A 21,157-nucleotide genomic window follows, 5' to 3' on the forward strand; every position below is an offset into this window, starting at 1 on the left:
TGTATGTCCTATATAAAAGGAGGTGTTGGGTACAAGTCATGGTCCGACCTCTTTTTCCATGTTTATCCATATGCATACAAGCCTGATTTTTACAATAAAAATGAAATAAAAAAGAAGGACCAGATCAACTGGTCCTTCTTCAGTGTGTATAGAATTACTTCGCTTCGTTGTAGCGTTTTGTAACTTCGTCCCAGTTTACAACATTCCAGAATGCTGAAATGTAGTCAGGACGACGGTTTTGATAGTTCAAGTAGTAAGCGTGCTCCCAAACATCAAGTCCAAGAATTGGTGTCTTACCTTCCATCAATGGAGTATCTTGGTTTGGAGTACTCATTACTTCTAGTTCGCCGTTGTTTACGACTAACCAAGCCCAGCCAGATCCGAAACGTCCAGCAGCTGCATTTGCAAATTCTTCTTGGAATTTGTCATAGCTTCCGAACTTGGAGTTGATTGCGTCAGCTAGTTCACCAGTAGGAGCTCCGCCACCGTTCGGGCTGAGTACTTGCCAGAACAATGTGTGGTTGGCATGTCCACCACCATTGTTACGGACAGCTGTACGGATGTTTTCAGGTACTGCATCCAAGTTGCTCATAAGAGCTTCGATGCTTTTATCTTGTAGATCCGCATGTCCTTCAAGTGCACCATTCAGCTTTGTTACGTATGCGTTATGGTGTTTACCATGGTGGATTTTCATAGTTTCTTCGTCGATGTGAGGTTCAAGAGCGTTGAACTCATATGGTAGTGCTGGTAGTTCGTGTTTTGCCAATTGAATCTCCTCCTTTAAGAATATGTAGTTACAAAGCACGGGTTAAGTGCCTACATTTCTAACAATATCAAATTTACCCAGTGGATTCAATTTTTAAACACTGCTTGGGTATTGATCAAGTGATGAACATCCTCTATTCATTACCAAGATCGGGATTTTTTCAGTTCATAGGGATGAATAAGCTCTATTCATTACCATCACGGCCATTTTTTCTCTTGATAGGGATGAATAAGCTCTATTCGTTACCATCACAGCTCTTTTTTCTTCTGATAGGGTTGAATAGGCTCTATTCGTTACCATCACGGCCCTTTTTTCTCTTGATAGGGATGAATAGGCTCTATTCGTTACCATCACAGCTCTTTTTTCTCTTGATAGGGATGAATAGGCTCTATTTATGTCTTTTGAGCAAAATAAAAAAACTTCCTATATAGTGAAGTTTTCAAGAATGGTGGCTCGAGACGGAATCGAACCGCCGACACGAGGATTTTCAGTCCTCTGCTCTACCGACTGAGCTATCGAGCCGTATGTAATTTGGTTGAACCCTTCGGGTACTTCATATGTTCAATGAGCAGGAAGTCGAAACGACGTTGTGCATTGAACTTAAATTGGTTGCACCCTTGCGGGTACTCCAGATATTCATTGAAAGAATGTCGATTCGACGTTGTTCAATGAATTATTTTGGTTGCGGGGATAGGATTTGAACCTATGACCTTCGGGTTATGAGCCCGACGAGCTACCAGACTGCTCCACCCCGCGACGATATTAGTTTATGGACGATGATTGTCCAATGATGTTGATGAGAAACTGAATGTCCTCCAACCCGTTCTCAGTTTGAATATTCAAGCTGCCTTTCGAACGGTTCGCTGAAGCTTATGCTCCGTAGCTTATTCCTACGTGCTCCACCCCGCGACGATAATAGTATATGGACGAAAACCTGTCCTATGTTGTTTGAAGATAAAATGGAGGAGGTAGAGGGATTCGAACCCCCGCGGGCTGTTACACCCCTGGCGGTTTTCAAGACCGCTCCCTTCAGCCAGACTTGGGTATACCTCCGTATGATATCAACTTAACTAGAGTTAAGTGGTGGACCCTGTAGGACTCGAACCTACGACCAATCGGTTATGAGCCGACTGCTCTGACCAACTGAGCTAAGGGTCCGCATAGTATGTATGCTTTGCTTAAATGGTCTTTATGGGGCGACTGATGGGAATCGAACCCACGAATGCCGGAACCACAATCCGGTGCGTTAACCACTTCGCCACAATCGCCATGAATCAGTTAAAAATGGTAGCGGCGGAGGGGATCGAACCCCCGACCTCACGGGTATGAACCGTACGCTCTAGCCAGCTGAGCTACACCGCCATGGCTCCACAGGCAGGACTCGAACCTGCGACCGATCGGTTAACAGCCGATAGCTCTACCACTGAGCTACTGTGGAATAATATCTTTTTAACGACAAGATTTAGAATAACATCTTCACCGTAAAAAGTCAATGCCGTTTTTTCTTCCAATCAAAAAGAAAAACAGGGACAAGAAATAATATACCATGTTCTGTCCCTGCTTGCAATAACACTTATAAGACTTTCACTAAGAAATAAATAACCATACCTGCTTGGATAATCAACTTGACGGTTGTACCACCGATAAAGCCTAGTAACGATCCAATTCCGACTCTGACTGCCTGTTTGAAATCACCTTTCTGATGAAGGAGTTCGCCTACAATAGCCCCTACAAACGGTCCAATCAAGATCCCAATTACAGGTATGATGAAAGGTCCAACCAGAAGACCGATTGTACTACCCCAAATGGCATGCTTGCTCCCGCCTCTTTTTTTGACACCGTAAAAATTACTCGCATAATCGGTTACATATAAGAGGATGACAAGTATACCCTGTATCACCCAGAACACCCAGGTCAGGGGTTCAAAACTGAACATCCAACCATAGATCAGGTAACCTGCAATCAAAAAGACGGATGAGGGAATGATCGGATAGATCAATCCCACAAACGCTAGTACAAATAATACAGTTATGAGTACCCAGGCAATAATGGTCATTTTACTCCTCTTCTCCTAAAACGTATTCCGCAATATTCACCGCATGGTCCCCGATACGCTCGAGGTTACTGATGATATCTACGAATACGATACCGGATGCTCCGCTGCACTTCCCTTCATTCAAACGAAGGATATGTTGTTTACGAAGTGTTCTCTCCATTTTATCAATGGCATTTTCCATATCAACAACTTTACGAGCTTTCTCTTTATCGTTCTCATCCATTGCATGGAACGCTTCATCAATCGTTGACATCGTTAGTTCGAACATTTCATTCAAATCACGGATCGCTGTATCTGTGAGATCCACTTTGTGCGTCATCTGATATTCAACGAGTTCGACGATATTTTCCATATGGTCTCCGATACGTTCGATATCACGTACAGAGTCCATCAAGATGGAATGCTGTTCTGAGTCATGTGTCGATAACGTATAAGAAGACAATTGGACAAGATACTCTGTAATCCTTTGATCAAGGTTATTGATCGCTTCTTCATATTGAGCAGCTTTATCTGCGTTTTTCTTATTTTTCGTATCTAAAAACGTAAAGGTTTCATGTAATCCTTTTTTCGCATAATCTGCCATTCGAAGCACTTCGAGCTTAGCTTGTCCAAGCGCTACTGCAGGAGACTTTTCAAGGAAAATAGGATCTAGATGTTTTGCTTTATATTCAATTTCAACATCATCTCCAGGCACAAGTTTAGTTACTAGGTATGCCAGGAAAGCGATGAATGGGAATTGAATGGCTGTATTTGCAAAGTTGAATGATCCATGAGCAAATGCAATCTGCATCTTCTCATTCAAGTCGAACGTTGTTGCTAGATATTCCACATACGCTGTAAATGGTAGTAGTAGAATCAAGAAGACTGCAGTTCCAAGCAAGTTGAAAATTACATGCGTCAAGGCTGCTCTTCTTGCTGCAACACTTGCACCGATTGCTGCCAGGACAGCAGTGATGGTTGTACCAATGTTATCCCCAAATAGAACTGGTAAGGCAGCGTCCAATTGGACAGCACCCTGAGAATATAGTTCCTGGAGAATCCCTATTGTTGCACTGGAACTCTGTACGATAACCGTAAACAAGGTACCGATGACGACACCTAATAATGGGTTATTGGACATATCAACCGTCAGTTGTTGGAATGCTTCAAGAGAACGTAATGGTTTCATTCCAGAGCCCATCAAGTCTAGACCGTAGAAGAGTGCACCAAAACCAAAGAATACTTGACCGATGTACTTCACTTTCTTCGAATTGAAGAAGAAGAGCAACAAGGCTCCGACTGCAAGAATTGGCAAGGCGTATTCCTTGATCTCAATCCCAATGATGAATGCGGTCACCGTGGTACCGATATTCGCACCCATGATAACACCAATTGCTTGTCTTAAGGTCATGAAACCTGCATTTACTAGACCGACTGTCAGCACGGTCGTACCTGAGCTTGACTGAATCAAGATCGTGACAATAATTCCTGCAAGTACTCCCATGAATGGGTTGGACGTGAAACGATCAAGTATATCTCTTAACCGATCTCCTGCCGAATTCTGTAGACCATCTCCCATGTATTTGATTCCAAATAGGAAGATACCAAGTCCACCAATGAATTCGAATATCATCTTTTGAATGTCTAAATCCAATTCATTCATCCCCTACATAAAAATTTCGACATAATTTGCCTCATTCATTATCACCAACTTGACTTGGTTTGTAAACACTTTTAAGATTTTTTAATTTTTTTGTAAATTTGTATGTTAGATTTGATTTGGGGAACTTTTACCTTGTTCATTTCGTATAGGAAAGATAAAATGAGTCTAGAAACTGAAGGGGGATAACCATGAACGTATTCAAGCAATTTTTTGTAAGCTTATATTCACCTAAAACGATAGCTACATTCCGGTTCCAAAAAATCGGGAAGTCAATCGGATATGTTTTTATTTTAATGTTGATATCCATGATCTTTATCGGACTGAACATGGGGCTATCCATTTCAAAGGCAACAAACGAGTTCGCGACAGCACTCCAAGAAGATATCCCGGACTTTCAATTCCAGGATGGTCAATTGACTTCTGACATGGATGAGCCCGTCGTCCGGAAAGATGGCAATCAGACGTTTATATTTGATACGACAGGTACAATAACGAGAGATGATCTGGATCAGTATGATAACGCAATTGCAATCTTGGACAATCAAATGGTGATCATCAGTGCTGGGAGTGCTGATACATTCAATTATGGAACGATGCAGGACGTTAGCTTCAATAAGAACGATATCGATGGATTCATCGATTCAGCTCAAAACTTGCTTCCATTGATTATCACGGTAGCAATTGTGGCCGCTTATCTATTCATGACTGCACTTAAATTCATCGGGGTTACTGTACTCGCTCTGATTGGTTTGATCATCAAAAACATCATGAAACGGAACTTGCCGTATCGTCAGTTATGGATTCTGTCAGCTTATTCTGTCACATTACCGACCATATTCTTTGCATTAATGGATCTGTTACGCATCACGATTCCGCTCCAATTTCTTCTCTACTGGGGAGTGGCAATCTTCATCCTGTCTCAAGTCATCAAATTCGTACCGCTTCCTAAGAAACAAGAAACAGAAGAAATCTAAAATAGTCATCAAAACAAAAACCCAGACCCGATCGGGTCTGGGTTTTTGTTATTTAAACAAATTCTTAAGTGCTTCAATCAATGCGATGAAGAAATCGAGAATATTGCGAATGATTCCTTGTGTCTCTTCTTTATTCAGAAACTCACTTAAGTTGTTTCTTACATTTTCAAGGTTGCTTTTGACCTGGTCCCAGTCGATGTTCATTTCCTTCATCCGATTGAACAAGGATACAAGTCCGTTCAGCTCTTCATCGGTCAATGTAATGCCGACTTCTTCCGCTACTCTTTGAATGAGTGCTCTTAAATCCTCTTCCGTTTCCACTGGGTTCTCTGCGAGTTCTTTCTTGATCTTAGTCATGAGTTCTGTCGCTTTGTCTGCACCTACACGATCTCCCAGTTTGACGGTTTTGACCATTTCTTCGTTTGCAACTTGTTTTTGTTCTTCAGGAATTTTAATATCCGTTTTCACTTCATAAGCTTTCAAAATTCCTGTCAATCCTGCTGTACCTGACACTTCGAATGGTGCTGTCACATAAATGTCAGCATCCGTAACCCCTGCAGTCGTCAGAGCGTTCGCAAACATTTCCTCTGTGACCCAGTTGATGTTATTCGTCTCTACGTTCAAGCCAGAATCTTTTTCACCGATTGTAATTTTGGTCGAAGAAATTGCTCTTGTACCGATTTGTGCTTTGGATATATATTCTCCTAAGTATTGATGCTCCTCTTCATTTGTGACGGATATCGTATCCACATCTGATGGGACATCCATTTCTTTCAGGATACCTTGTTTCTGTTCTTCAGTAAGATCTTCCCCCAGGGTTACAATGACATCCCCTGGTGCCGCATCTGCAAGTGCGATTCCAGGAATCATGAAGATTGCCAGGAGTGTAATCGCTAACCACTTTTTCATTTTCATGTCTCCATTCTCCTTTAGAAAAGAATTCCTTAAAGCATACGTAAAGACTTTATTTTTCTGTAGGTCTCCCTTTATTTTACAAGTTGTCTACAAATAAACCAACATTTTCTTCTTCTTTTCGGAATATCGGTGTGGGACAAGCATATACATGTATTAAGTCGAACTATGCGGAGGTGTGGTATATGAAAAAACTCAGTCTAGCTGTCCTCGTCTTTCTCTTACTTTATAGTGTTTATTTTGACCTGAAGATCGGAACACTTCCATCAGCCAAGGCAGAACCGGTTCCCGTACAAGCCGCTTCCTCTGAGCAACCAATAAAACAAGAACATCAATCCTTTAAAGAAATTCAGGTCCAACCTGGTGAGACGATGCTGACGATCCTGGAAAAACTTCATAATGGATCCTTTCCGGTTTCCATCGAAAAAGCGGTGAAGGATTTCGAAGAACTAAACGATGGCATATCCGCACATGATATTAAAGCAGACCGAGCGTATCGCTTCCCTTTTTATCAATAAACACAATTCCTTGCCAAAACCTTCAAATCATTGCTAAAATGAAGTCGTTATAAGTTACGAAGCATACGTCCTTAAAGGAGCGATTAATACATGAGTGAAATTACTCACCGTACGAAAACAAGACCCGTAAAAGTTGGTAACCTAACAATTGGCGGAAACAATGAAGTCGTCGTACAAAGTATGACTACAACGAAAACGCATGATGTAGAAGCAACTGTAGCTGAAATCCTTCGCTTGGAAGAAGCGGGCTGTCAAGTCGTCCGCGTAGCATGTCCGCATATGGAAGATGCTGAGGCGATTGCTGAAATCAAAAAGCGAATCAACATTCCTCTTGTCGTTGATATCCATTTCGATTATAAACTCGCACTGAAAGCGATTGAAGGTGGAGCCGATAAAATCCGGATCAATCCAGGAAACATCGGACGTAAAGAAAAAGTCGAGGCTGTTGTGAAAGCGGCTAAGGAAAAAGGCATTCCGATCCGTATCGGAGTCAATGCTGGTTCTTTGGAACGTAAAATCCTAGAAAAATACGGATACCCCACAGCTGATGGGATGGTCGAAAGTGCTCTGAACCACATTAAGATCCTGGAAGACCTCGATTTCCACGATATCATCGTATCAATGAAGGCATCAGACGTGAATCTCGCTGTAGAGGCATATGAGAAAGCGGCTAAAGCGTTCGACTATCCGCTTCACTTAGGGATCACTGAGTCTGGAACCTTGTTTGCCGGTACTGTAAAAAGTGCTGCTGGACTTGGGATCATCTTGAACAAAGGAATCGGTAATACAGTCCGTATTTCATTGAGTGCAGACCCTGTAGAAGAAGTGAAGGTCGCACGTGAACTGTTGAAAACGTTCGGGCTCGCTTCCAATGCTGCAACATTGATTTCTTGTCCGACATGCGGACGTATTGAAATCGACTTGATTTCCATTGCGAATGAAGTTGAAGAATATATCTCGAAGATCAAAGCACCACTTAAAGTCGCTGTACTTGGATGTGCCGTAAACGGACCAGGTGAAGCGCGTGAAGCGGATATCGGAATTGCAGGAGCTCGTGGTGAAGGTCTCCTCTTCCGACACGGAGAAATCATCCGAAAAATCCCTGAGGATATCATGGTCGATGAATTGAAGAAAGAAGTCGACAAGCTTGCAGAAGAATATCACGCAAAAAAAGCAGCTGAAGAAGCCGAAGCTGAAAAAGTGAAATAGAATATGAATGAAGCTGACCGTTGAACGGTCAGCTTTTTTGTTATTAGTCCAATTCCATCGTATTAGAAATAAAAAACGAAGGTGGATATCCACCTTCGCTTCGTTTAGAAAAATGGTACAAAGATCAGACTGACAACAATGGATGCGATCCCCAATCCGATTGCCCAGTTCGCCAATGTACGTGCTCCTCGTCTTCTTGCAAAAAACCCGACGATGATCCCAGCGGCACCCAACAAGATCGGAAGGAAGAATAAAGATAAGACGGATAAAGCAAGGGCGAAGTAACCTACGCCTCTACCTTCGTTTATATCATCCGTATCCTCATCAAAGTCATCCTCACGATTGACGCCTTTTTCGTGCACGCGTTCTTGTTCTGGAAGAGGGAGAACCTCAGCGGCTGTTTCTTCCATAAAGTCTGCTTCGTACTCTCGATCTTTTCGTTCTTCACGATCGTATCGATTTTCCATCAGCAATCCCTCTCTTTCCTAAAAAGTTGAGGAGCCTTCTTATTATTCGTTACGGTACGCCCTTTCATTATGACAAACATTGTTAATCACCATTGTGACGAGGAATGGTAAATAAAGAAAAATCCATCCATTCAGAAATGGACGGATTCTCAATATGATTCTTAATGTTTTGGGCGGAATGTGTGACAGCACGTTTCAGCACTGTGTTTCGCTGAATCTCTATGCAAGTCTCCCTCAGCCAGACTTCCGGTAACAGACATGTCTACATTCTGATCTGCGTGTTGATCGATTTCGACGAGGATGGCATCGGCCTGACAGTTGTTTCCTTCGCCCCAATACGTACAATTGGCTACATTACATTTCACAGTTGGCATGAGATCTCCTCCTTATCGGATAGCGTTCCTCTCATAACAACTTTTCATCATTCTTTTCATATGAAATCCCGTGGAAATCAATGGCATTCCTGGCAGTAACCATAAATCTCGAACTTGTGGTCTGTGATAAAAAAATCATCCGATTGAATTTCATTCATAGGACATGCTTGAATGGCACTTGTTTTTCCACATTCGAGACAAATCATATGATGGTGATGTCCAGATGTTGCACATGAAAAACGGAATCGCTTCTCACCATCAAGCTCCGTCTCTTCAAGAATTCCTAGATCGGTAAAAACCGCAAGATTACGGTAGATCGTGTCAAAGCTCAGACCAGAAAAAGTGGGCTTCAAATGTTCCAAGACATCTTTAGCAGTCAAATATCTACGCTCACGGGCAAACAACTCTAAAAACATTTCCCTTTTACGTGTGAATTTATATCCATTCTCTTTCAATATTTCCAGTGCTTCACGAACTTCCATCCTTAAGCCTCCTTAGACCGTTGAAACGCATAACGATACTTTTTCCAAGTGATGACGATAATCAGAATCAGTGCTGATAATAAGACAATCGTCCCACCTGGTGCTAAGTCGAAATAATACGCTGTAAATAACCCTGTTATGACGGCTGTTTCTCCAAAAAGGATCGCAATCCATATGGTTTGTTTGAATCCTTTCGCAATCCGAATGCTCGCTGCGACCGGCAATGTAATCAATGAAGAGACAAGCAAGATTCCGACGATTCTCATGGAGGCTGCAATGACAAGTGCAACCATCACCATGAACAGGAACTGAATGAATCTTGAACGAATCCCAGCGACTTGCGCCTGATCTTCATCAAAAGATAGTAAGAAAAGTTCTTTATAAAACATCACGATGGCGATGGTAACCACAATCAGGATGGTCAAAACCATCCACACATCGGAGGTATCGACTGCAATAATGCTCCCGAATAGATAGTTGAACAAGTCCGTATTGAACCCATTCGCTAAGGAAATGAATACAACACTGAGTCCGATACCGACAGAAAGAATGATCGGAATCGCTAGCTCTTGATAATGTTTGTATTCTTTTCTCAAACGCTCAATCAAAACAGAACCTGTGACCGAAAAGGCCATTCCAAGATAGACAGGGTTCAACATTTTGAAGGCTCCAATTTGTTTACTGATCAATAAGCTCGCTGCTATACCTGCAAGAGTGATATGAGAAAGAGCATCTGCAATGAGCGCTTGTCTCCTTACGACGATAAATACCCCTAATAATGGGGCCAGGAAACCAATCATGAGTCCGACGAATGCGGCATTCCGTATAAAATCATATTGTAAAAAATCTGCAATCATAATAAGCACCTCTTAGTCATGCTGATGATCCATCGCATGTACAGGATGGCCATAGAACGATGATAAATCCCGATTGTCCATGTTTTCATATTCGTGCGTGTCTCCATGGAAATGCAATCGCTTATTCAAACATGCAACATGTGTGACCAGATTGGTTACAGGTCCCATGTCATGCGTTACCAAAACCAGCGTAATGCCTTGCTCTCTATTCAACCGTTTCAACAGCTCATAAAAGTCGTCTACAGACGATGCGTCTACTCCGACCGTCGGTTCATCTAAGATGAGTAACTTCGGATCACTGACCAGCGCTCTTGCAATGAATGTTCTCTGCTGCTGTCCACCTGACAATTCACCGATGTTTTGATTCGTATATTCTTCTAAGCCGACGGTTTGAATCGCTTGCATGACCCGTTTCTTATGGGATCTTTTCATGAATCGAAACATGCCGATCTTACCGAATAAGCCCATGGATACTACTTCAAATACAGTTGCTGGAAATCCGGAGTTGAAGCTGTTCGCTTTTTGGGACACATAACCGATTTTGTGCCAGGCTTTAAATCTCTTCACGTTTTCACCGAATAAATCAATCGATCCCTGGTGTAACGGAAGCAGGCCGAGCAACAACTTGATCAATGTCGATTTACCTGAACCATTAGGTCCTAACAAAGCCAAAAATGATCCTTCTGGAACATCGAGGTTGATTCTTTCTAAGACAGATCGTTCTTGATAGCTGAACGTGACATTTTTTATGGATACGACTGATGATTCCATCGTGATCCCCTCTTTCATTAATAAAATTTCAGTATTATAGGAATGATTACGATTTACCTTACTAGTATATCTTAATATGTCTGTTTGTAAAGAAAAATTGGCGAAGTCAAGTTTCAAACGCAGACTGAGCCCTATTTGCACTTATACTGAAGAAAGTGTTTACACTTTCTTCAAGTGTAAAGGAAAAGACTGACACGATCTTTGTGCCAGCCTTTCATCTTCGTATTATTTCTTTCCTACGGCAATCAATTCTTGTTCTTCTGCCTTCTCTTGTATTTCTTTCGCGTACCAGCTCTCTGCGTGACCTTCTTTCTGAATGTACTTCTCAAGTCCATATATGCCACGGTGATACGCGGTCAGTGCTTTATCCCAATCATCATACTTGGCATGAAGATAGTCCAAATAAACAATGGAAAGCTGGATCGCATAATAAGGGTTAAATAGCTGCTCTTTACTCTCGTACTTCATCCCAGCCATTTCTGCAATCCATGGTGCAGTATTCTCCATGAACTGTGCCATCCCGTATGCTCGTCCATATTTTGTTTCTGGACCGACCAGTGTCGGATCGAACTTGTTTCCTGTTTCCACACGTAACAACTCATAGACGATATAAGGATCTACATCGTTTCTCATTGCCTCGCGCACAAGAAATTTGCCCCATTCTTCTTTAAAGCGTCCGTCACTTTCTTTTTTGAATTGCTTCGAAAGTTTCTCCGCTTTCTTGCGAATCACATATCCGCTTTTTTGGGGTTTATCCTCTTTGCCCTTCTCCTTATAGAAAGACACCATTTGTTGATAATCTTTTTCGGATTCCAACATCAATGTTTCTGCCTTCTGTTTTTCAAGATCTTGTTTCAATTCATGATTTTGGAAAAGGATATATGAAAATGCCACGATCAAAGATAAAATTGTTCCTGATAACATGTACAAATACTTCTTGTTTTTCAACAAAAACACCTCATTTACAAGTAGGTATTTTGACACACGTCCTCCATCATAGATGAATTCAGTAGTCAAATCAAGTAAATGAGGCTATATAACCAGAATCTTACATTTCAATCAATGAATTGGTGATTTGAATTTTGCGCCTTTTGTTTCTTGAGTGTTCATAATCGTAATGAACGCCTGTTTATCAATGTCATACACGATATTCTTCAACTTGGTTACTTCCAAGCGAGTAATGACGGCATAAATGACTTCTTTCTGCGCATCCGTGTATCCGCCTTTTCCCATCAATTTCGTCGTACCTCGGCCGAGACGATCCAATATGGCTCCTGATATTTCCTCATAATGATCCGATACGATCAGTACGGCTTTCGTTTCATCTAGTCCTTGGATTACAGTGTCAATCGTCTTGAACGCAATATAGTATGTAAGGATCGAATACATGGCGCGCTCTGGTCCGAAGACGAAACCAGCCCATGCGAATACGAATATGTTCAAGAACATGACGATTTCTCCGATGGAGAACGGGATTTTTTTCGTAATTAGAATACCGAAAATTTCAGTGCCATCCAAAGAGCCTCCATGCCGGATCACAAGCCCGACTCCGACACCTAATACTAGGCCTCCGAATACTGTGGCAAGGATCAATTCATTTGTAAAAGGGTCTAATCCATGAAGTAACGGTTCGAATATCGCAAGACTCAGAATACCTACCATAGAGGATACGACGAATGTCTTACCGATTTGCTTATAACCTGAAAACATGAATGGAAGATTTAAAATGACGACAAGAACAGCAAAATTCAATGGGGTCAGATAGTCAAGAATCAGTGAGACACCGATGATTCCACCATCAATGATTTTGTTCGGAATCAAAAAAAGTTCGATGGATACCGCAGCAAGACCCGCTCCGATGATAATCATGATCAAGCGGTAAATCAAATGACCTATACTCTCTTTTTTATGTTGTTTAGGTTGTACCATGGGTCACTCCTCTGTTCTTTTTTATAATTATATCATGTACACTTGAAACTCTTAAAAATTTCGCTATAATTAACAATCGTGGCATATTTCATTTGCCATGGGCGGGAGAGGGTTACATTTTAGAAAGAAAGGTTTTAGATGAAACAATTTATCGAAAATTGGTTCCGACTTTCAGCACAAGATACGACGATTAAACAAGAACTTGTTGCTGGTATTACCTCTTTCTTCACAATCAGCTACATCATCATCGTGAATCCACTGATCTTAGCTGACGCAGGCATTCCGTATTATGGCGCTCTGATGGCGACCATCCTCGTCAGTATTATTTCATGCTTGTTCATTGGATTATACGCGAACGCTCCAATCGTTTTATCACCTGGTATGGGCGTTAACGCATTTTTCACGTATACGATCGTTGAAGGAATGGGCTTGACTTGGCAAGAAGGTCTCGGTGCCGTCATTATGGCTGGGATACTGTTTTGTATCGCGGCATTCACACCGATCAAATCACTCTTGTCAAAAGCCGTCCCAGAATCCTTAAAACATGGGATTACTGTTGGAATCGGATTGTTCCTGGCGTTCATCGGTCTCCAAAAGGCCGGAATCGTCGAGAAGAGTCCTGATACCTTCGTGAAGCTTGGTGACTTGAGCGAACCGAGCACATTGCTCGCGCTTGCTGGGTTCATCATCTGTCTGACCTTATATGTGAAGAAAATCAAAGGAGGATTCATCTTATCTGTCCTATTGATTTCAGTCCTTGCTTATTTCTTGGATTTGACACCGAAAGCACAGGCAGTTGATAACGATGCTTCCTTATTGATATTTGCAGCAGATATGACAGGTTGGATAACAATGGACTTTTGGATTGCGTCCTTTTCACTTGCATTGATCTTGATTGTGGAAAATATGGGGTTATTACACGGTATGTTGCCTAATGCTGACAAATTCGACCGTTCTTTCCAATCCAGTGCGTTTTCAAGCGTTCTATCTGGGATGTTCGGAACGAGTCCGACGATTTCAACAGCAGAAAGTGCATCCGGGATTGCAGAAGGCGGACGTACAGGACTTACAGCTGTGGTAGCTGGCTTACTGTTCATCTTATCGATCTTCGCTATTCCTGTGTTGTCAGGTATTCCTGATGCAGCGATCGCGCCGATCCTCATTGTCATCGGTGGTGTGATGATGCAATCGATTCAATATATCAAGCTAGAAGACTTCACAGAGAGTTTTCCTGCCTTCATGATCATTGCATTGATTCCGTTGACCTACAGCATCGTAGATGGGTTGGCATTCGGATTTATCGTGTATCCGATCATCAAGATGGCAGTCGGACAGTTCAAACAAGTCCCACGGACCATGTATGTCATGGCATCCTTGTTCATACTGAACTTCGTATTCCATTTTTATATGTAAGCTAGAAAAGCGCACGTCTGCGCACCAACTAATAAATATTCTTATCTAAAAAGAACAGCTGATCATTCAGCTGTTCTTTTCGTTTATAAAAGGAATTGTGAACGTAATCGTCGTTCCTATTTCAAGCTCACTGCGAATCTCGAACGACCCGCCATGTTCTTCGATAATCTTTTTGCATAGTGGAATTCCGATTCCGTTTCCTTTTTCTTTTGTCGTGAAGAACGGTCTTCCCAGTTGCTCCAGGACTTCCTGTTTCATCCCCGGACCACGGTCTCTGAAGATCACTTCATAATGATCTTCTTTTATATTCCCTTCCAACTGGATGTATCGATCTTCTTTTTGATTGCTGCACGCCTCGATCGCATTCCTTAGCAGATTGAGAACGACTTGCTTCACCATCGATTCGTTCACCATACTGAAACGTTCGCACTCATCAACCTGATATTCAAAAAAGAGATTATGTAATAGACATTCGGATTGTATGATATGGATGAGTGACTTGATGATCAAGTCCGGCCTCTGTTTCTGTTTATGCACTTTTCTTCTAGAAACAGATAAAAAGTCTTCTATGATCTCGTTCATGCGCGCGAGTTCGGACAAGACCGTATCGTAGTACTTGCTGAAGTCCTTCGTCACAGAAGATAGCTGGATGAAGCCTTGTATGACGGACAAAGGATTTCTCAGCTCATGTGCGACACCAGCCGCCAAATGGGAGACGGACTCCATTTGCTTCTTATATAACAATAAATTTTCAAATCTTTGTTGAGGGGAACGATCATATAGAACGAAACGGATACTTTCATCAGATTCGAAGTACATGCCCTTGATTTGATAAAGGATGTCATCTTCATAATAGAATCGTTCGTTCACGATCTTTGAGGAGCGTATTTCTTTTGTCATCTGTTGCATATGGGATAACAGAGGATGGTGAATATCGAGATGGAGCAGGTTCTGACCAATCAGTTGGTTGACAGACTCTAAGTCGAAGAACAACTTCATCCTTTCGTTACAACAGTCAATCTGATTACTCGATGTGATCGTCAATATTCCGATTTCGAGTTCACGGAACATGAATTTACGGAATTCGTACTCTTTTTCAAATTGCTTTTTAAAATCTGCAGCTTCATTCAGACGGTGTTCTCCGACAGCTTCATTGATGACTTTTCCATAAAGGACGATTTCTTCATCAAGCAATTTTCCTCGGTATTCCACGGTAAGCTGTTCATCATGCATCGTATGTTTCAATATCTCAGTCGCATACTGTTCAATTGTCAAATCTTCAATGAATGCGTATGCCTGAGGTTGATCTTCCCTCAAAAACAAATCATAGAAGTTAGGTGAATCTTCATTCAGAATTGAGGTTTGTGCTGCTTTATTGGATTCTATAATCGTTCCATTTGGTTGTATAAGTAAGTACAGATCATCTGAAAGATCATTCATGATATGTTGAAAGGCTGCAAATGTCTTATCTGATTGACAGAATTGCATTACACGCACCCCACTACCCTTTGACATAGTATTTTTATTATACTAAATATGCTTTCCAATACCTAGTGCAACCACCAATAAATCCCTAGACATATATCGTCAAAATGCTACAAACTTTAGACATTTTGAGACATTTTATCCGACTTTGGATACAAGCACAGATTAGGCACCCTCTTCATAAATTATGCCATGAGGAGGGAACAGGAAATGAATCCTTTTTTACAACAAATGATCAATCATAAGCTGAACACCCTGTCTGCTGAGGAATTGATCGCATTGGCTTCCCAGTACAATATCCAACTGACGAACACGCAAGCGACACAAATCGTCCGCATACTTAGAGAAGAAAAAATCGATGTCGCCAACGTCCAACAGAGAGATAGAATCATAAAAAAAATCGAAGCCGTCACCAATCCACAAGTTGCACAAACGATCCAGACCATGTTCCAATCCATCGTTCGTTGAACATCTATAACATAAAAAAGAGGATAACCAATTACGGTTAACCTCTTTCGTTTATTTATCCTTGCATGATCTTTTCGAGTAGATCCTCTTCAAAAGCCTGGTTACGCAGCATTTCAATCTCATGCTTATATGGCGGCTTCTTATTTTTCTTATCTTCTCCCACATAAGGTGTTTCTAAAATTTTAGGGACATCTTTCAATTGTGGGTGGTGGATGATATAGTTCAATGTTTTGAATCCGATCTTACCGAATCCGATATTTTCGTGACGGTCTTTTCCTGCACCGCGTTCATTTTTACTGTCATTGATATGAAGGACTTTCAATCGATCAAGTCCAATGATTTTGTCAAACTCGTCTAGAACACCATCAAAGTCGTTAACCAAATCATACCCTGCATCATGTGTATGACAAGTATCAAAGCAGACGGATAGCTTTTCATTGTGGGTGACCCCATCAATAATTGCTGCTAACTCTTCAAATGAACGACCACATTCAGAACCTTTTCCAGCCATCGTTTCTAAAGCTATTTGTGCGTTTTGCTCTTTTTCAAGGACTTCATTCAGCCCTTCGATGATTTTTTTGATTCCAGCTTCAGCCCCTGCGCCGACATGAGCACCTGGGTGCAATACGATCTGCTTCGCACCGATCGCATCTGTACGTTGGATTTCTGACGTCAGGAAATCGACCCCTAAGCGGAATGTTTGAGGCTTCGTCGTATTTCCGATATTGATGATATACGGAGCATGGACGACAATTTCATCAATGCCGTTCTCTTTCATGTGTGCAATCCCGTTTTCGATATTCAGTTCTTCAATCGCTTTTCGACGGGTATTTTGAGGTGCGCCTGTATAGATCATGAAAGTGTTTCCACCGTACGAAACAGCTTCTTCACTCGCACCTAATAACATCTTTTTACCACTCATCGACACGTGGGATCCTAATTTCAACATCTCTTATTCCCCCTAAAGTCTATTTGTTTCTTTTTCTGTTATGTTGTTTTTGTTTCTCCTGGAACTTCTTCTTATATCCAGGTTTGACTTTCTTAGGTTTAGGCATGACGTATTCTTTCGGATTTTTCTTCTTTTTCGGTTTCGTTCTTTGGATGTTCAGGTCGACCCAATCGTCCCCTTTTAGATCCTGATGTTTGAAGTCGATGCCTTTCTTTTCAATCTTCTCTAATTGATCCATTTCATCGCGTTCATACAAGACCGCTGCAATCCCGCTCATACCTGCTCTTCCAGTCCGACCGGAACGGTGGATATAGTAGTCAAGGTCTGTAGGGATTTGATAGTGGATGACATGGCTGATGCCTTTCACATCGATACCTCGTGCTGCAAGATCCGTCGCCACAAGATATTGACATTCTGCATTCGCCACACGTTTCATGACGTTCTTTCTCGTACGAGGCGGAAGGTCACCATGCAGACGGTCGACGTTCAGTCCTTCTGCCATCATGGCATCAGCAAGTTCATCGGCATCCTTTTTCGTATTGGCGAAAATGATCGCCAGAAACGGATTGAACCTTTTAGCGATGTCCATCGTCAATTCGATACGGTTTCTGTGACGAACCGGAATCGCAATATGTTCAATCTCACCTGGTGCTGCCTGTTCAGGTTTCACATGGACATGCTTTGGGTTGTTCATATACTTTTTCAAAAATGGTTCCAAATTTTCAGGGATTGTCGCAGAGAACACCATCATCTGTAATTCATGTGCCATTCTCGCAGCGATTTGATCGACATCTTCAATGAAGCCCATGTCGAGCATCTGATCCGCTTCATCGACAACAAGCATGTCCGCGTTGAATATAGAAAAGCCCTCTTGGACTACGAGATCCTTGATACGTCCTGGTGTGCCGATGATGATGTGTGGTTCATTTTTCAGTTGATCGATCATTCTCTTTCGGTCTGTACCACCGACGACCGTCTTGACATTGATTTTAGAATCTCCGACCAATCGAACAGCCACATCATATACTTGTCTTGCAAGCTCCCGGGTAGGAGCTGTGATGACAGCTTGTACTTTTTGCACCTCAGGATCGATTTTATCGAATATCGGCAAAAGGAAGGCAAGCGTCTTACCTGATCCCGTTTGCGACTGTCCGATGACATCCTGACCTTTGAGGATGCTTGGAATCAAGCGTTCCTGAATTTCAGTCGGACGTTCAAAATCTAACTTTCTTATCGCTTCAAATAAAAACGGTTTTAATTGAAACCGTTGTTCAAATACATTTTTATCCATAATTATCACCTTTTATTAGTAATTCCACAGTCAAAACGTTGTCCAATAACAACTGTACGCGCTCATTCGTTCAGTGCTTTTTTTGAACAGCCTCTTAGTATTATAGAGGAAAAAGAAACACAACGCTAATCTTTTTGGGGATATACCCATTCTTTCAGTGGATGGACACCAAACATTGTGCCATCGCATATCTTGTTTATCAGAATAACCACTTTTGTGTAAAGTTATTGAGAGTATGATGAAAGGAGCATCTTTATGTACCGTATGCCTCCCGGTTTCGGTCCCCCTGGTATGGGACCCATTTCGCAGTTCGGTCAAATGATGCCTTTTAGAGGGGGAGGACTTCCAGCTGGTCGTTCGCTTGGATTTCTAAGCCGCTTCCTTTCGCCAAATCCTGGTGCAGGCAGCGGGCTCAACCTAATAGGTATGGTTGAAAATGTTCAGAAAGTGATGAAGATGGCGGATACAGTCAAACCGCTCGTCCAACAATATGGTCCAATGGTGAAGAATTTACCTTCTATGCTTCAATTGTTAAAAGAATATCAAAACTATTCTTCGGACTCGGACTCTGAAGAGGAGGATTCGTCAACCGAGGAAAAGGAAGCTAAACCTGAGCAGAAGAAGAGGAGACGAAGATCAACAACAGGTACCAAACCTGTCAGAGGTAAAAAGTCTAGCGGGAAAAAGTCTAGTGGAAGAACGAAAGCTAGCCAAAGTACTTCTTCTGAAGTGACGAATCAGAAAGAAACTTCCTCAAAATCACCGAATAAAGAAACGAAGAATACAAAAATCACCAAAACGGTCACGAACAAGAAGGTTCCTCAGGTGAAACGCATCCAGTCCACACCCACAGGGCAAAACCGGAATTCCGTACCAAAACTTTATATATAACGATTGTTTATTTGTCAATCGGATAGGTCCTCCTTTATAATAAAGCCATGAGCGCATGTATAAAGGAGGACCTTTTTGTATGAAGGTAATGAAGGTTTCACCGCGCGGTTATTGTTATGGCGTTGTTGACGCGATGGTAATCGCTCGACAAGCTGCAAGTGATCCAGATGTACCTAGACCAATCTACATTCTTGGTATGATTGTTCATAATAGACATGTTACAGATGCATTTGAAGAAGAAGGTATCATAACACTTGATGGCCCTAACCGTTTAGAGATATTGAAGCAAGTTGATAAAGGAACTGTCATATTCACAGCACACGGCGTATCACCTGAAGTTAGACGAGTGGCGAAGGAGAGAGGTCTCCACACCATCGATGCAACTTGTCCTGACGTTACAGTGACACATGACTTAATCAGAGAAAAGAGAGAAGAAGGCTATCACGTAGCCTATATCGGTAAAAAAGGTCACCCTGAACCTGAAGGCGCAATGGGTATCGCACCGGATATCGTCCATCTGATTGAAACCGAAGAAGATGTCCGCAACCTGGACATCAAGGCTGATAAAGTCCTGATCACTAACCAGACGACGATGAGTCAATGGGATGTTCAGCACTTGATCAATATGATCCAGGACAAATATCCCCAGGCAGAAGTGCATGAAGAAATTTGTAAGGCGACTCAAGTACGTCAAGAAGCAGTTGCCGTTCAGGCTGTAGATGCCGACTTGCTGCTTGTCGTCGGAGATCCCCGAAGCAACAACTCAAATCGTCTCGCACAAGTTTCATGGGAGATTGCGGGTACGCCTTCACACAGAATTTCAGATGTATCTGAAATTCAACTTGAATGGTTGGAAGGTGTAGAAACGGTAGCTGTAACAGCTGGTGCTTCAACTCCAACTCCAATTACGAAAGAAGTCATCATGTTCCTAGACCAATACGACCCGAAAGACGAGTCGACATGGAAACGGGAACGAAAAGTGAAGCTCAGCAAGATCTTACCAAAAGTAAAAGCAGCAAAGAAATAATTAAATTGGAAGCTCAACCGGTACCGGTTGAGCTTTTTCATATCTGTTGCTACCTTTCCCTGAAATCCTTGGGATTTTGTTTTGAGGATAAGATAGAGCGGCTACCCTGCCCCAAATTCAGCTGTATCCAGATTTCGGGAAGGATAGAGCCTCTACCCTGCTCAAAATTCAGCTCAATCCCATTTTCGGGAAGGATAAAGCGGCTACCCTGCCCCAAATTCAGCTGTATCCAGATTTCGGGAAGGATAGAGCCTTTACTCTGCTCCAAATTCTGCTGAATCTCATTTTCGGGAAGGATAGAGCCTCTACCCTCCTCCAAATTCAGCTCAATCCCATTTTCGGGAAGGATAGAGCCTCTACCCTCCTCCAAATTCTGCTGAATCTCATTTTCGGGAAGGATAGAGCCTCTACCCTCCTCCAAATTCAGCTCAATCCCATTTTCGGGAAGGATAGAACCGCTACCCTGCTCCAAATTTAGATGAATCCCGATTTCGGGAAGGATAGAGCCTTTACCCTCCTCCAAATTCTGCTGAATCTCATTTTCGGGAAGGATAGAGCCTCTACCCTCCTCCAAATTCAGCTCAATCCCATTTTCGGGAAGGATAGAGCACCTATCCTTCCTACTTTTACAAAAAAACGAGCACGCCACAAAAGTGGGTGCCCGCTTGCTTATCTC

At 42.1% G+C, this 21,157-nt stretch carries 22 protein-coding genes and 7 tRNA genes; 7 read left to right on the forward strand and 22 right to left on the reverse strand.

Going from position 1 to position 21,157, the window contains the following annotated elements:
• Positions 1-154 precede the first annotated feature (154 nt).
• From ACSVDE_RS09755 to ACSVDE_RS09800, 10 genes are all read right to left on the reverse strand, one after another.
• Positions 155-766 (reverse strand): superoxide dismutase, encoded by a 612-nt coding sequence (locus tag ACSVDE_RS09755; RefSeq protein ID WP_226546479.1) that lies wholly within the window; start codon positions 764-766, stop codon positions 155-157.
• A gap of 446 nt (positions 767-1,212) precedes the next feature.
• Positions 1,213-1,288, reverse strand: a tRNA-Phe gene (locus tag ACSVDE_RS09760).
• 157 nt (positions 1,289-1,445) lie between these two features.
• Positions 1,446-1,522, reverse strand: a tRNA-Met gene (locus ACSVDE_RS09765).
• Between the two features lie 204 nt (positions 1,523-1,726).
• Positions 1,727-1,819: transfer RNA gene (locus ACSVDE_RS09770), tRNA-Ser, on the reverse strand.
• 28 nt (positions 1,820-1,847) lie between these two features.
• Positions 1,848-1,924 (reverse strand) — tRNA-Ile (locus tag ACSVDE_RS09775).
• Between the two features lie 34 nt (positions 1,925-1,958).
• Positions 1,959-2,034: transfer RNA gene (locus ACSVDE_RS09780), tRNA-His, on the reverse strand.
• A gap of 17 nt (positions 2,035-2,051) precedes the next feature.
• Positions 2,052-2,128: transfer RNA gene (locus ACSVDE_RS09785), tRNA-Met, on the reverse strand.
• 1 nt (position 2,129) lies between these two features.
• Positions 2,130-2,204, reverse strand: a tRNA-Asn gene (locus ACSVDE_RS09790).
• A 135-nt stretch (positions 2,205-2,339) separates the two neighbouring features.
• The gene (locus tag ACSVDE_RS09795) at positions 2,340-2,822 is read right to left on the reverse strand and encodes a DUF456 domain-containing protein (protein ID WP_439300720.1); all 483 of its coding nucleotides are present in this window, start codon (positions 2,820-2,822) and stop codon (positions 2,340-2,342) included.
• 1 nt (position 2,823) lies between these two features.
• Entirely contained in the window at positions 2,824-4,464 is a 1,641-nt protein-coding gene (locus ACSVDE_RS09800; protein WP_439300721.1) for a Na/Pi cotransporter family protein, read from the reverse strand.
• 188 nt (positions 4,465-4,652) lie between these two features.
• Between ACSVDE_RS09800 and ACSVDE_RS09805 the strand changes: the two genes are divergently transcribed.
• Entirely contained in the window at positions 4,653-5,438 is a 786-nt protein-coding gene (locus ACSVDE_RS09805) for a DUF1189 domain-containing protein (RefSeq protein ID WP_439300722.1), read from the forward strand.
• 48 nt (positions 5,439-5,486) lie between these two features.
• On the opposite strand, the gene ACSVDE_RS09810 is transcribed toward ACSVDE_RS09805, so the two are convergent.
• A complete protein-coding gene (locus ACSVDE_RS09810) occupies positions 5,487-6,347 on the reverse strand; it encodes a DUF1002 domain-containing protein (RefSeq protein ID WP_439301975.1) in 861 nt (286 codons plus the stop codon).
• A 188-nt stretch (positions 6,348-6,535) separates the two neighbouring features.
• On the opposite strand from ACSVDE_RS09810, the gene ACSVDE_RS09815 reads away from it, so the two are divergent.
• The gene (locus tag ACSVDE_RS09815; RefSeq protein WP_439300723.1) at positions 6,536-6,868 is read left to right on the forward strand and encodes a hypothetical protein; all 333 of its coding nucleotides are present in this window, start codon (positions 6,536-6,538) and stop codon (positions 6,866-6,868) included.
• Between the two features lie 90 nt (positions 6,869-6,958).
• Positions 6,959-8,077, forward strand: a complete 1,119-nt coding sequence (gene ispG / locus ACSVDE_RS09820) for a flavodoxin-dependent (E)-4-hydroxy-3-methylbut-2-enyl-diphosphate synthase (protein ID WP_226546484.1) — start codon at positions 6,959-6,961, stop codon at positions 8,075-8,077.
• A gap of 104 nt (positions 8,078-8,181) precedes the next feature.
• Here ispG and ACSVDE_RS09825 read toward each other — a convergent pair whose 3' ends face one another.
• The 7 genes from ACSVDE_RS09825 to ACSVDE_RS09855 all read right to left on the reverse strand — a co-directional run bounded on the left by ACSVDE_RS09825 (position 8,182) and on the right by ACSVDE_RS09855 (position 12,957).
• Positions 8,182-8,544 carry a DUF4190 domain-containing protein gene (locus tag ACSVDE_RS09825; protein ID WP_439300724.1) on the reverse strand — a complete coding sequence of 121 codons (363 nt, stop codon included), beginning with the start codon at positions 8,542-8,544 and terminating at the stop codon, positions 8,182-8,184.
• 161 nt (positions 8,545-8,705) lie between these two features.
• Positions 8,706-8,918, reverse strand: a complete 213-nt coding sequence (locus ACSVDE_RS09830; protein ID WP_439300725.1) for a DUF1540 domain-containing protein — start codon at positions 8,916-8,918, stop codon at positions 8,706-8,708.
• Between the two features lie 77 nt (positions 8,919-8,995).
• On the reverse strand, positions 8,996-9,400 hold the full coding sequence (locus tag ACSVDE_RS09835) for a Fur family transcriptional regulator (RefSeq protein WP_439300726.1): 405 nt from the start codon (positions 9,398-9,400) through the stop codon (positions 8,996-8,998).
• A gap of 2 nt (positions 9,401-9,402) precedes the next feature.
• The gene (locus tag ACSVDE_RS09840) at positions 9,403-10,257 is read right to left on the reverse strand and encodes a metal ABC transporter permease (protein WP_439300727.1); all 855 of its coding nucleotides are present in this window, start codon (positions 10,255-10,257) and stop codon (positions 9,403-9,405) included.
• A 12-nt stretch (positions 10,258-10,269) separates the two neighbouring features.
• The gene (locus tag ACSVDE_RS09845) at positions 10,270-11,028 is read right to left on the reverse strand and encodes a metal ABC transporter ATP-binding protein (protein ID WP_439300728.1); all 759 of its coding nucleotides are present in this window, start codon (positions 11,026-11,028) and stop codon (positions 10,270-10,272) included.
• Between the two features lie 225 nt (positions 11,029-11,253).
• On the reverse strand, positions 11,254-11,952 hold the full coding sequence (locus ACSVDE_RS09850; protein WP_439300729.1) for a lytic transglycosylase domain-containing protein: 699 nt from the start codon (positions 11,950-11,952) through the stop codon (positions 11,254-11,256).
• A 135-nt stretch (positions 11,953-12,087) separates the two neighbouring features.
• Positions 12,088-12,957 (reverse strand): YitT family protein, encoded by an 870-nt coding sequence (locus ACSVDE_RS09855; RefSeq protein ID WP_439300730.1) that lies wholly within the window; start codon positions 12,955-12,957, stop codon positions 12,088-12,090.
• Positions 12,958-13,095: 138 nt separating this feature from the next.
• Here ACSVDE_RS09855 and ACSVDE_RS09860 point away from each other — a divergent pair, with 138 nt between their 5' ends.
• On the forward strand, positions 13,096-14,370 hold the full coding sequence (locus tag ACSVDE_RS09860) for an NCS2 family permease (RefSeq protein WP_439300731.1): 1,275 nt from the start codon (positions 13,096-13,098) through the stop codon (positions 14,368-14,370).
• Positions 14,371-14,436: 66 nt separating this feature from the next.
• On the opposite strand, the gene ACSVDE_RS09865 is transcribed toward ACSVDE_RS09860, so the two are convergent.
• Positions 14,437-15,858, reverse strand: coding sequence for an ATP-binding protein (locus ACSVDE_RS09865; RefSeq protein WP_439300732.1), 1,422 nt, complete (start codon positions 15,856-15,858; stop codon positions 14,437-14,439).
• Positions 15,859-16,065: 207 nt separating this feature from the next.
• Here ACSVDE_RS09865 and ACSVDE_RS09870 point away from each other — a divergent pair, with 207 nt between their 5' ends.
• Complete coding sequence (locus ACSVDE_RS09870) at positions 16,066-16,323, forward strand: DUF2624 family protein (RefSeq protein ID WP_439300733.1); 258 nt, start codon at positions 16,066-16,068, stop codon at positions 16,321-16,323.
• Between the two features lie 55 nt (positions 16,324-16,378).
• Here the strand turns inward: ACSVDE_RS09870 and ACSVDE_RS09875 are convergent, their stop codons facing one another.
• Both ACSVDE_RS09875 and ACSVDE_RS09880 read right to left on the reverse strand, forming a co-directional pair.
• Positions 16,379-17,272, reverse strand: coding sequence for a deoxyribonuclease IV (locus ACSVDE_RS09875; RefSeq protein ID WP_439300734.1), 894 nt, complete (start codon positions 17,270-17,272; stop codon positions 16,379-16,381).
• Positions 17,273-17,291: 19 nt separating this feature from the next.
• The gene (locus ACSVDE_RS09880) at positions 17,292-18,563 is read right to left on the reverse strand and encodes a DEAD/DEAH box helicase (protein WP_439300735.1); all 1,272 of its coding nucleotides are present in this window, start codon (positions 18,561-18,563) and stop codon (positions 17,292-17,294) included.
• Positions 18,564-18,818: 255 nt separating this feature from the next.
• On the opposite strand from ACSVDE_RS09880, the gene vrrA reads away from it, so the two are divergent.
• Both vrrA and ACSVDE_RS09890 read left to right on the forward strand, forming a co-directional pair.
• Positions 18,819-19,454 (forward strand): VrrA/YqfQ family protein, encoded by a 636-nt coding sequence (gene vrrA / locus ACSVDE_RS09885; protein ID WP_439300736.1) that lies wholly within the window; start codon positions 18,819-18,821, stop codon positions 19,452-19,454.
• 79 nt (positions 19,455-19,533) lie between these two features.
• Complete coding sequence (locus ACSVDE_RS09890; RefSeq protein ID WP_439300737.1) at positions 19,534-20,481, forward strand: 4-hydroxy-3-methylbut-2-enyl diphosphate reductase; 948 nt, start codon at positions 19,534-19,536, stop codon at positions 20,479-20,481.
• A 49-nt stretch (positions 20,482-20,530) separates the two neighbouring features.
• Here ACSVDE_RS09890 and ACSVDE_RS09895 read toward each other — a convergent pair whose 3' ends face one another.
• Positions 20,531-21,055, reverse strand: coding sequence for a hypothetical protein (locus ACSVDE_RS09895; protein WP_439300738.1), 525 nt, complete (start codon positions 21,053-21,055; stop codon positions 20,531-20,533).
• Positions 21,056-21,157: the final 102 nt, after the last annotated feature.

Origin of the sequence: Pseudalkalibacillus sp. Hm43 (assembly GCF_051842935.1) — a bacterium.
Taxonomy (GTDB): domain Bacteria; phylum Bacillota; class Bacilli; order Bacillales; family Fictibacillaceae; genus Pseudalkalibacillus.

Coding starts and splice junctions, on each gene's coding strand:
- ACSVDE_RS09860 (WP_439300731.1), top strand. CDS start 13,096: ATGAAACAATTTATCGAAAATTGGTTCCGACTTTCAGCACAAGATACG.
- ACSVDE_RS09795 (WP_439300720.1), bottom strand. CDS start 2,822: ATGACCATTATTGCCTGGGTACTCATAACTGTATTATTTGTACTAGCG.
- ACSVDE_RS09845 (WP_439300728.1), bottom strand. CDS start 11,028: ATGGAATCATCAGTCGTATCCATAAAAAATGTCACGTTCAGCTATCAA.
- ACSVDE_RS09890 (WP_439300737.1), top strand. CDS start 19,534: ATGAAGGTAATGAAGGTTTCACCGCGCGGTTATTGTTATGGCGTTGTT.
- vrrA (WP_439300736.1), top strand. CDS start 18,819: ATGTACCGTATGCCTCCCGGTTTCGGTCCCCCTGGTATGGGACCCATT.
- ACSVDE_RS09825 (WP_439300724.1), bottom strand. CDS start 8,544: ATGGAAAATCGATACGATCGTGAAGAACGAAAAGATCGAGAGTACGAA.
- ispG (WP_226546484.1), top strand. CDS start 6,959: ATGAGTGAAATTACTCACCGTACGAAAACAAGACCCGTAAAAGTTGGT.
- ACSVDE_RS09870 (WP_439300733.1), top strand. CDS start 16,066: ATGAATCCTTTTTTACAACAAATGATCAATCATAAGCTGAACACCCTG.
- ACSVDE_RS09840 (WP_439300727.1), bottom strand. CDS start 10,257: ATGATTGCAGATTTTTTACAATATGATTTTATACGGAATGCCGCATTC.
- ACSVDE_RS09855 (WP_439300730.1), bottom strand. CDS start 12,957: ATGGTACAACCTAAACAACATAAAAAAGAGAGTATAGGTCATTTGATT.
- ACSVDE_RS09835 (WP_439300726.1), bottom strand. CDS start 9,400: ATGGAAGTTCGTGAAGCACTGGAAATATTGAAAGAGAATGGATATAAA.
- ACSVDE_RS09805 (WP_439300722.1), top strand. CDS start 4,653: ATGAACGTATTCAAGCAATTTTTTGTAAGCTTATATTCACCTAAAACG.
- ACSVDE_RS09880 (WP_439300735.1), bottom strand. CDS start 18,563: ATGGATAAAAATGTATTTGAACAACGGTTTCAATTAAAACCGTTTTTA.
- ACSVDE_RS09875 (WP_439300734.1), bottom strand. CDS start 17,272: ATGTTGAAATTAGGATCCCACGTGTCGATGAGTGGTAAAAAGATGTTA.
- ACSVDE_RS09850 (WP_439300729.1), bottom strand. CDS start 11,952: ATGTTATCAGGAACAATTTTATCTTTGATCGTGGCATTTTCATATATC.
- ACSVDE_RS09830 (WP_439300725.1), bottom strand. CDS start 8,918: ATGCCAACTGTGAAATGTAATGTAGCCAATTGTACGTATTGGGGCGAA.
- ACSVDE_RS09800 (WP_439300721.1), bottom strand. CDS start 4,464: ATGAATGAATTGGATTTAGACATTCAAAAGATGATATTCGAATTCATT.
- ACSVDE_RS09865 (WP_439300732.1), bottom strand. CDS start 15,858: ATGCAATTCTGTCAATCAGATAAGACATTTGCAGCCTTTCAACATATC.
- ACSVDE_RS09815 (WP_439300723.1), top strand. CDS start 6,536: ATGAAAAAACTCAGTCTAGCTGTCCTCGTCTTTCTCTTACTTTATAGT.
- ACSVDE_RS09810 (WP_439301975.1), bottom strand. CDS start 6,347: ATGAAAAAGTGGTTAGCGATTACACTCCTGGCAATCTTCATGATTCCT.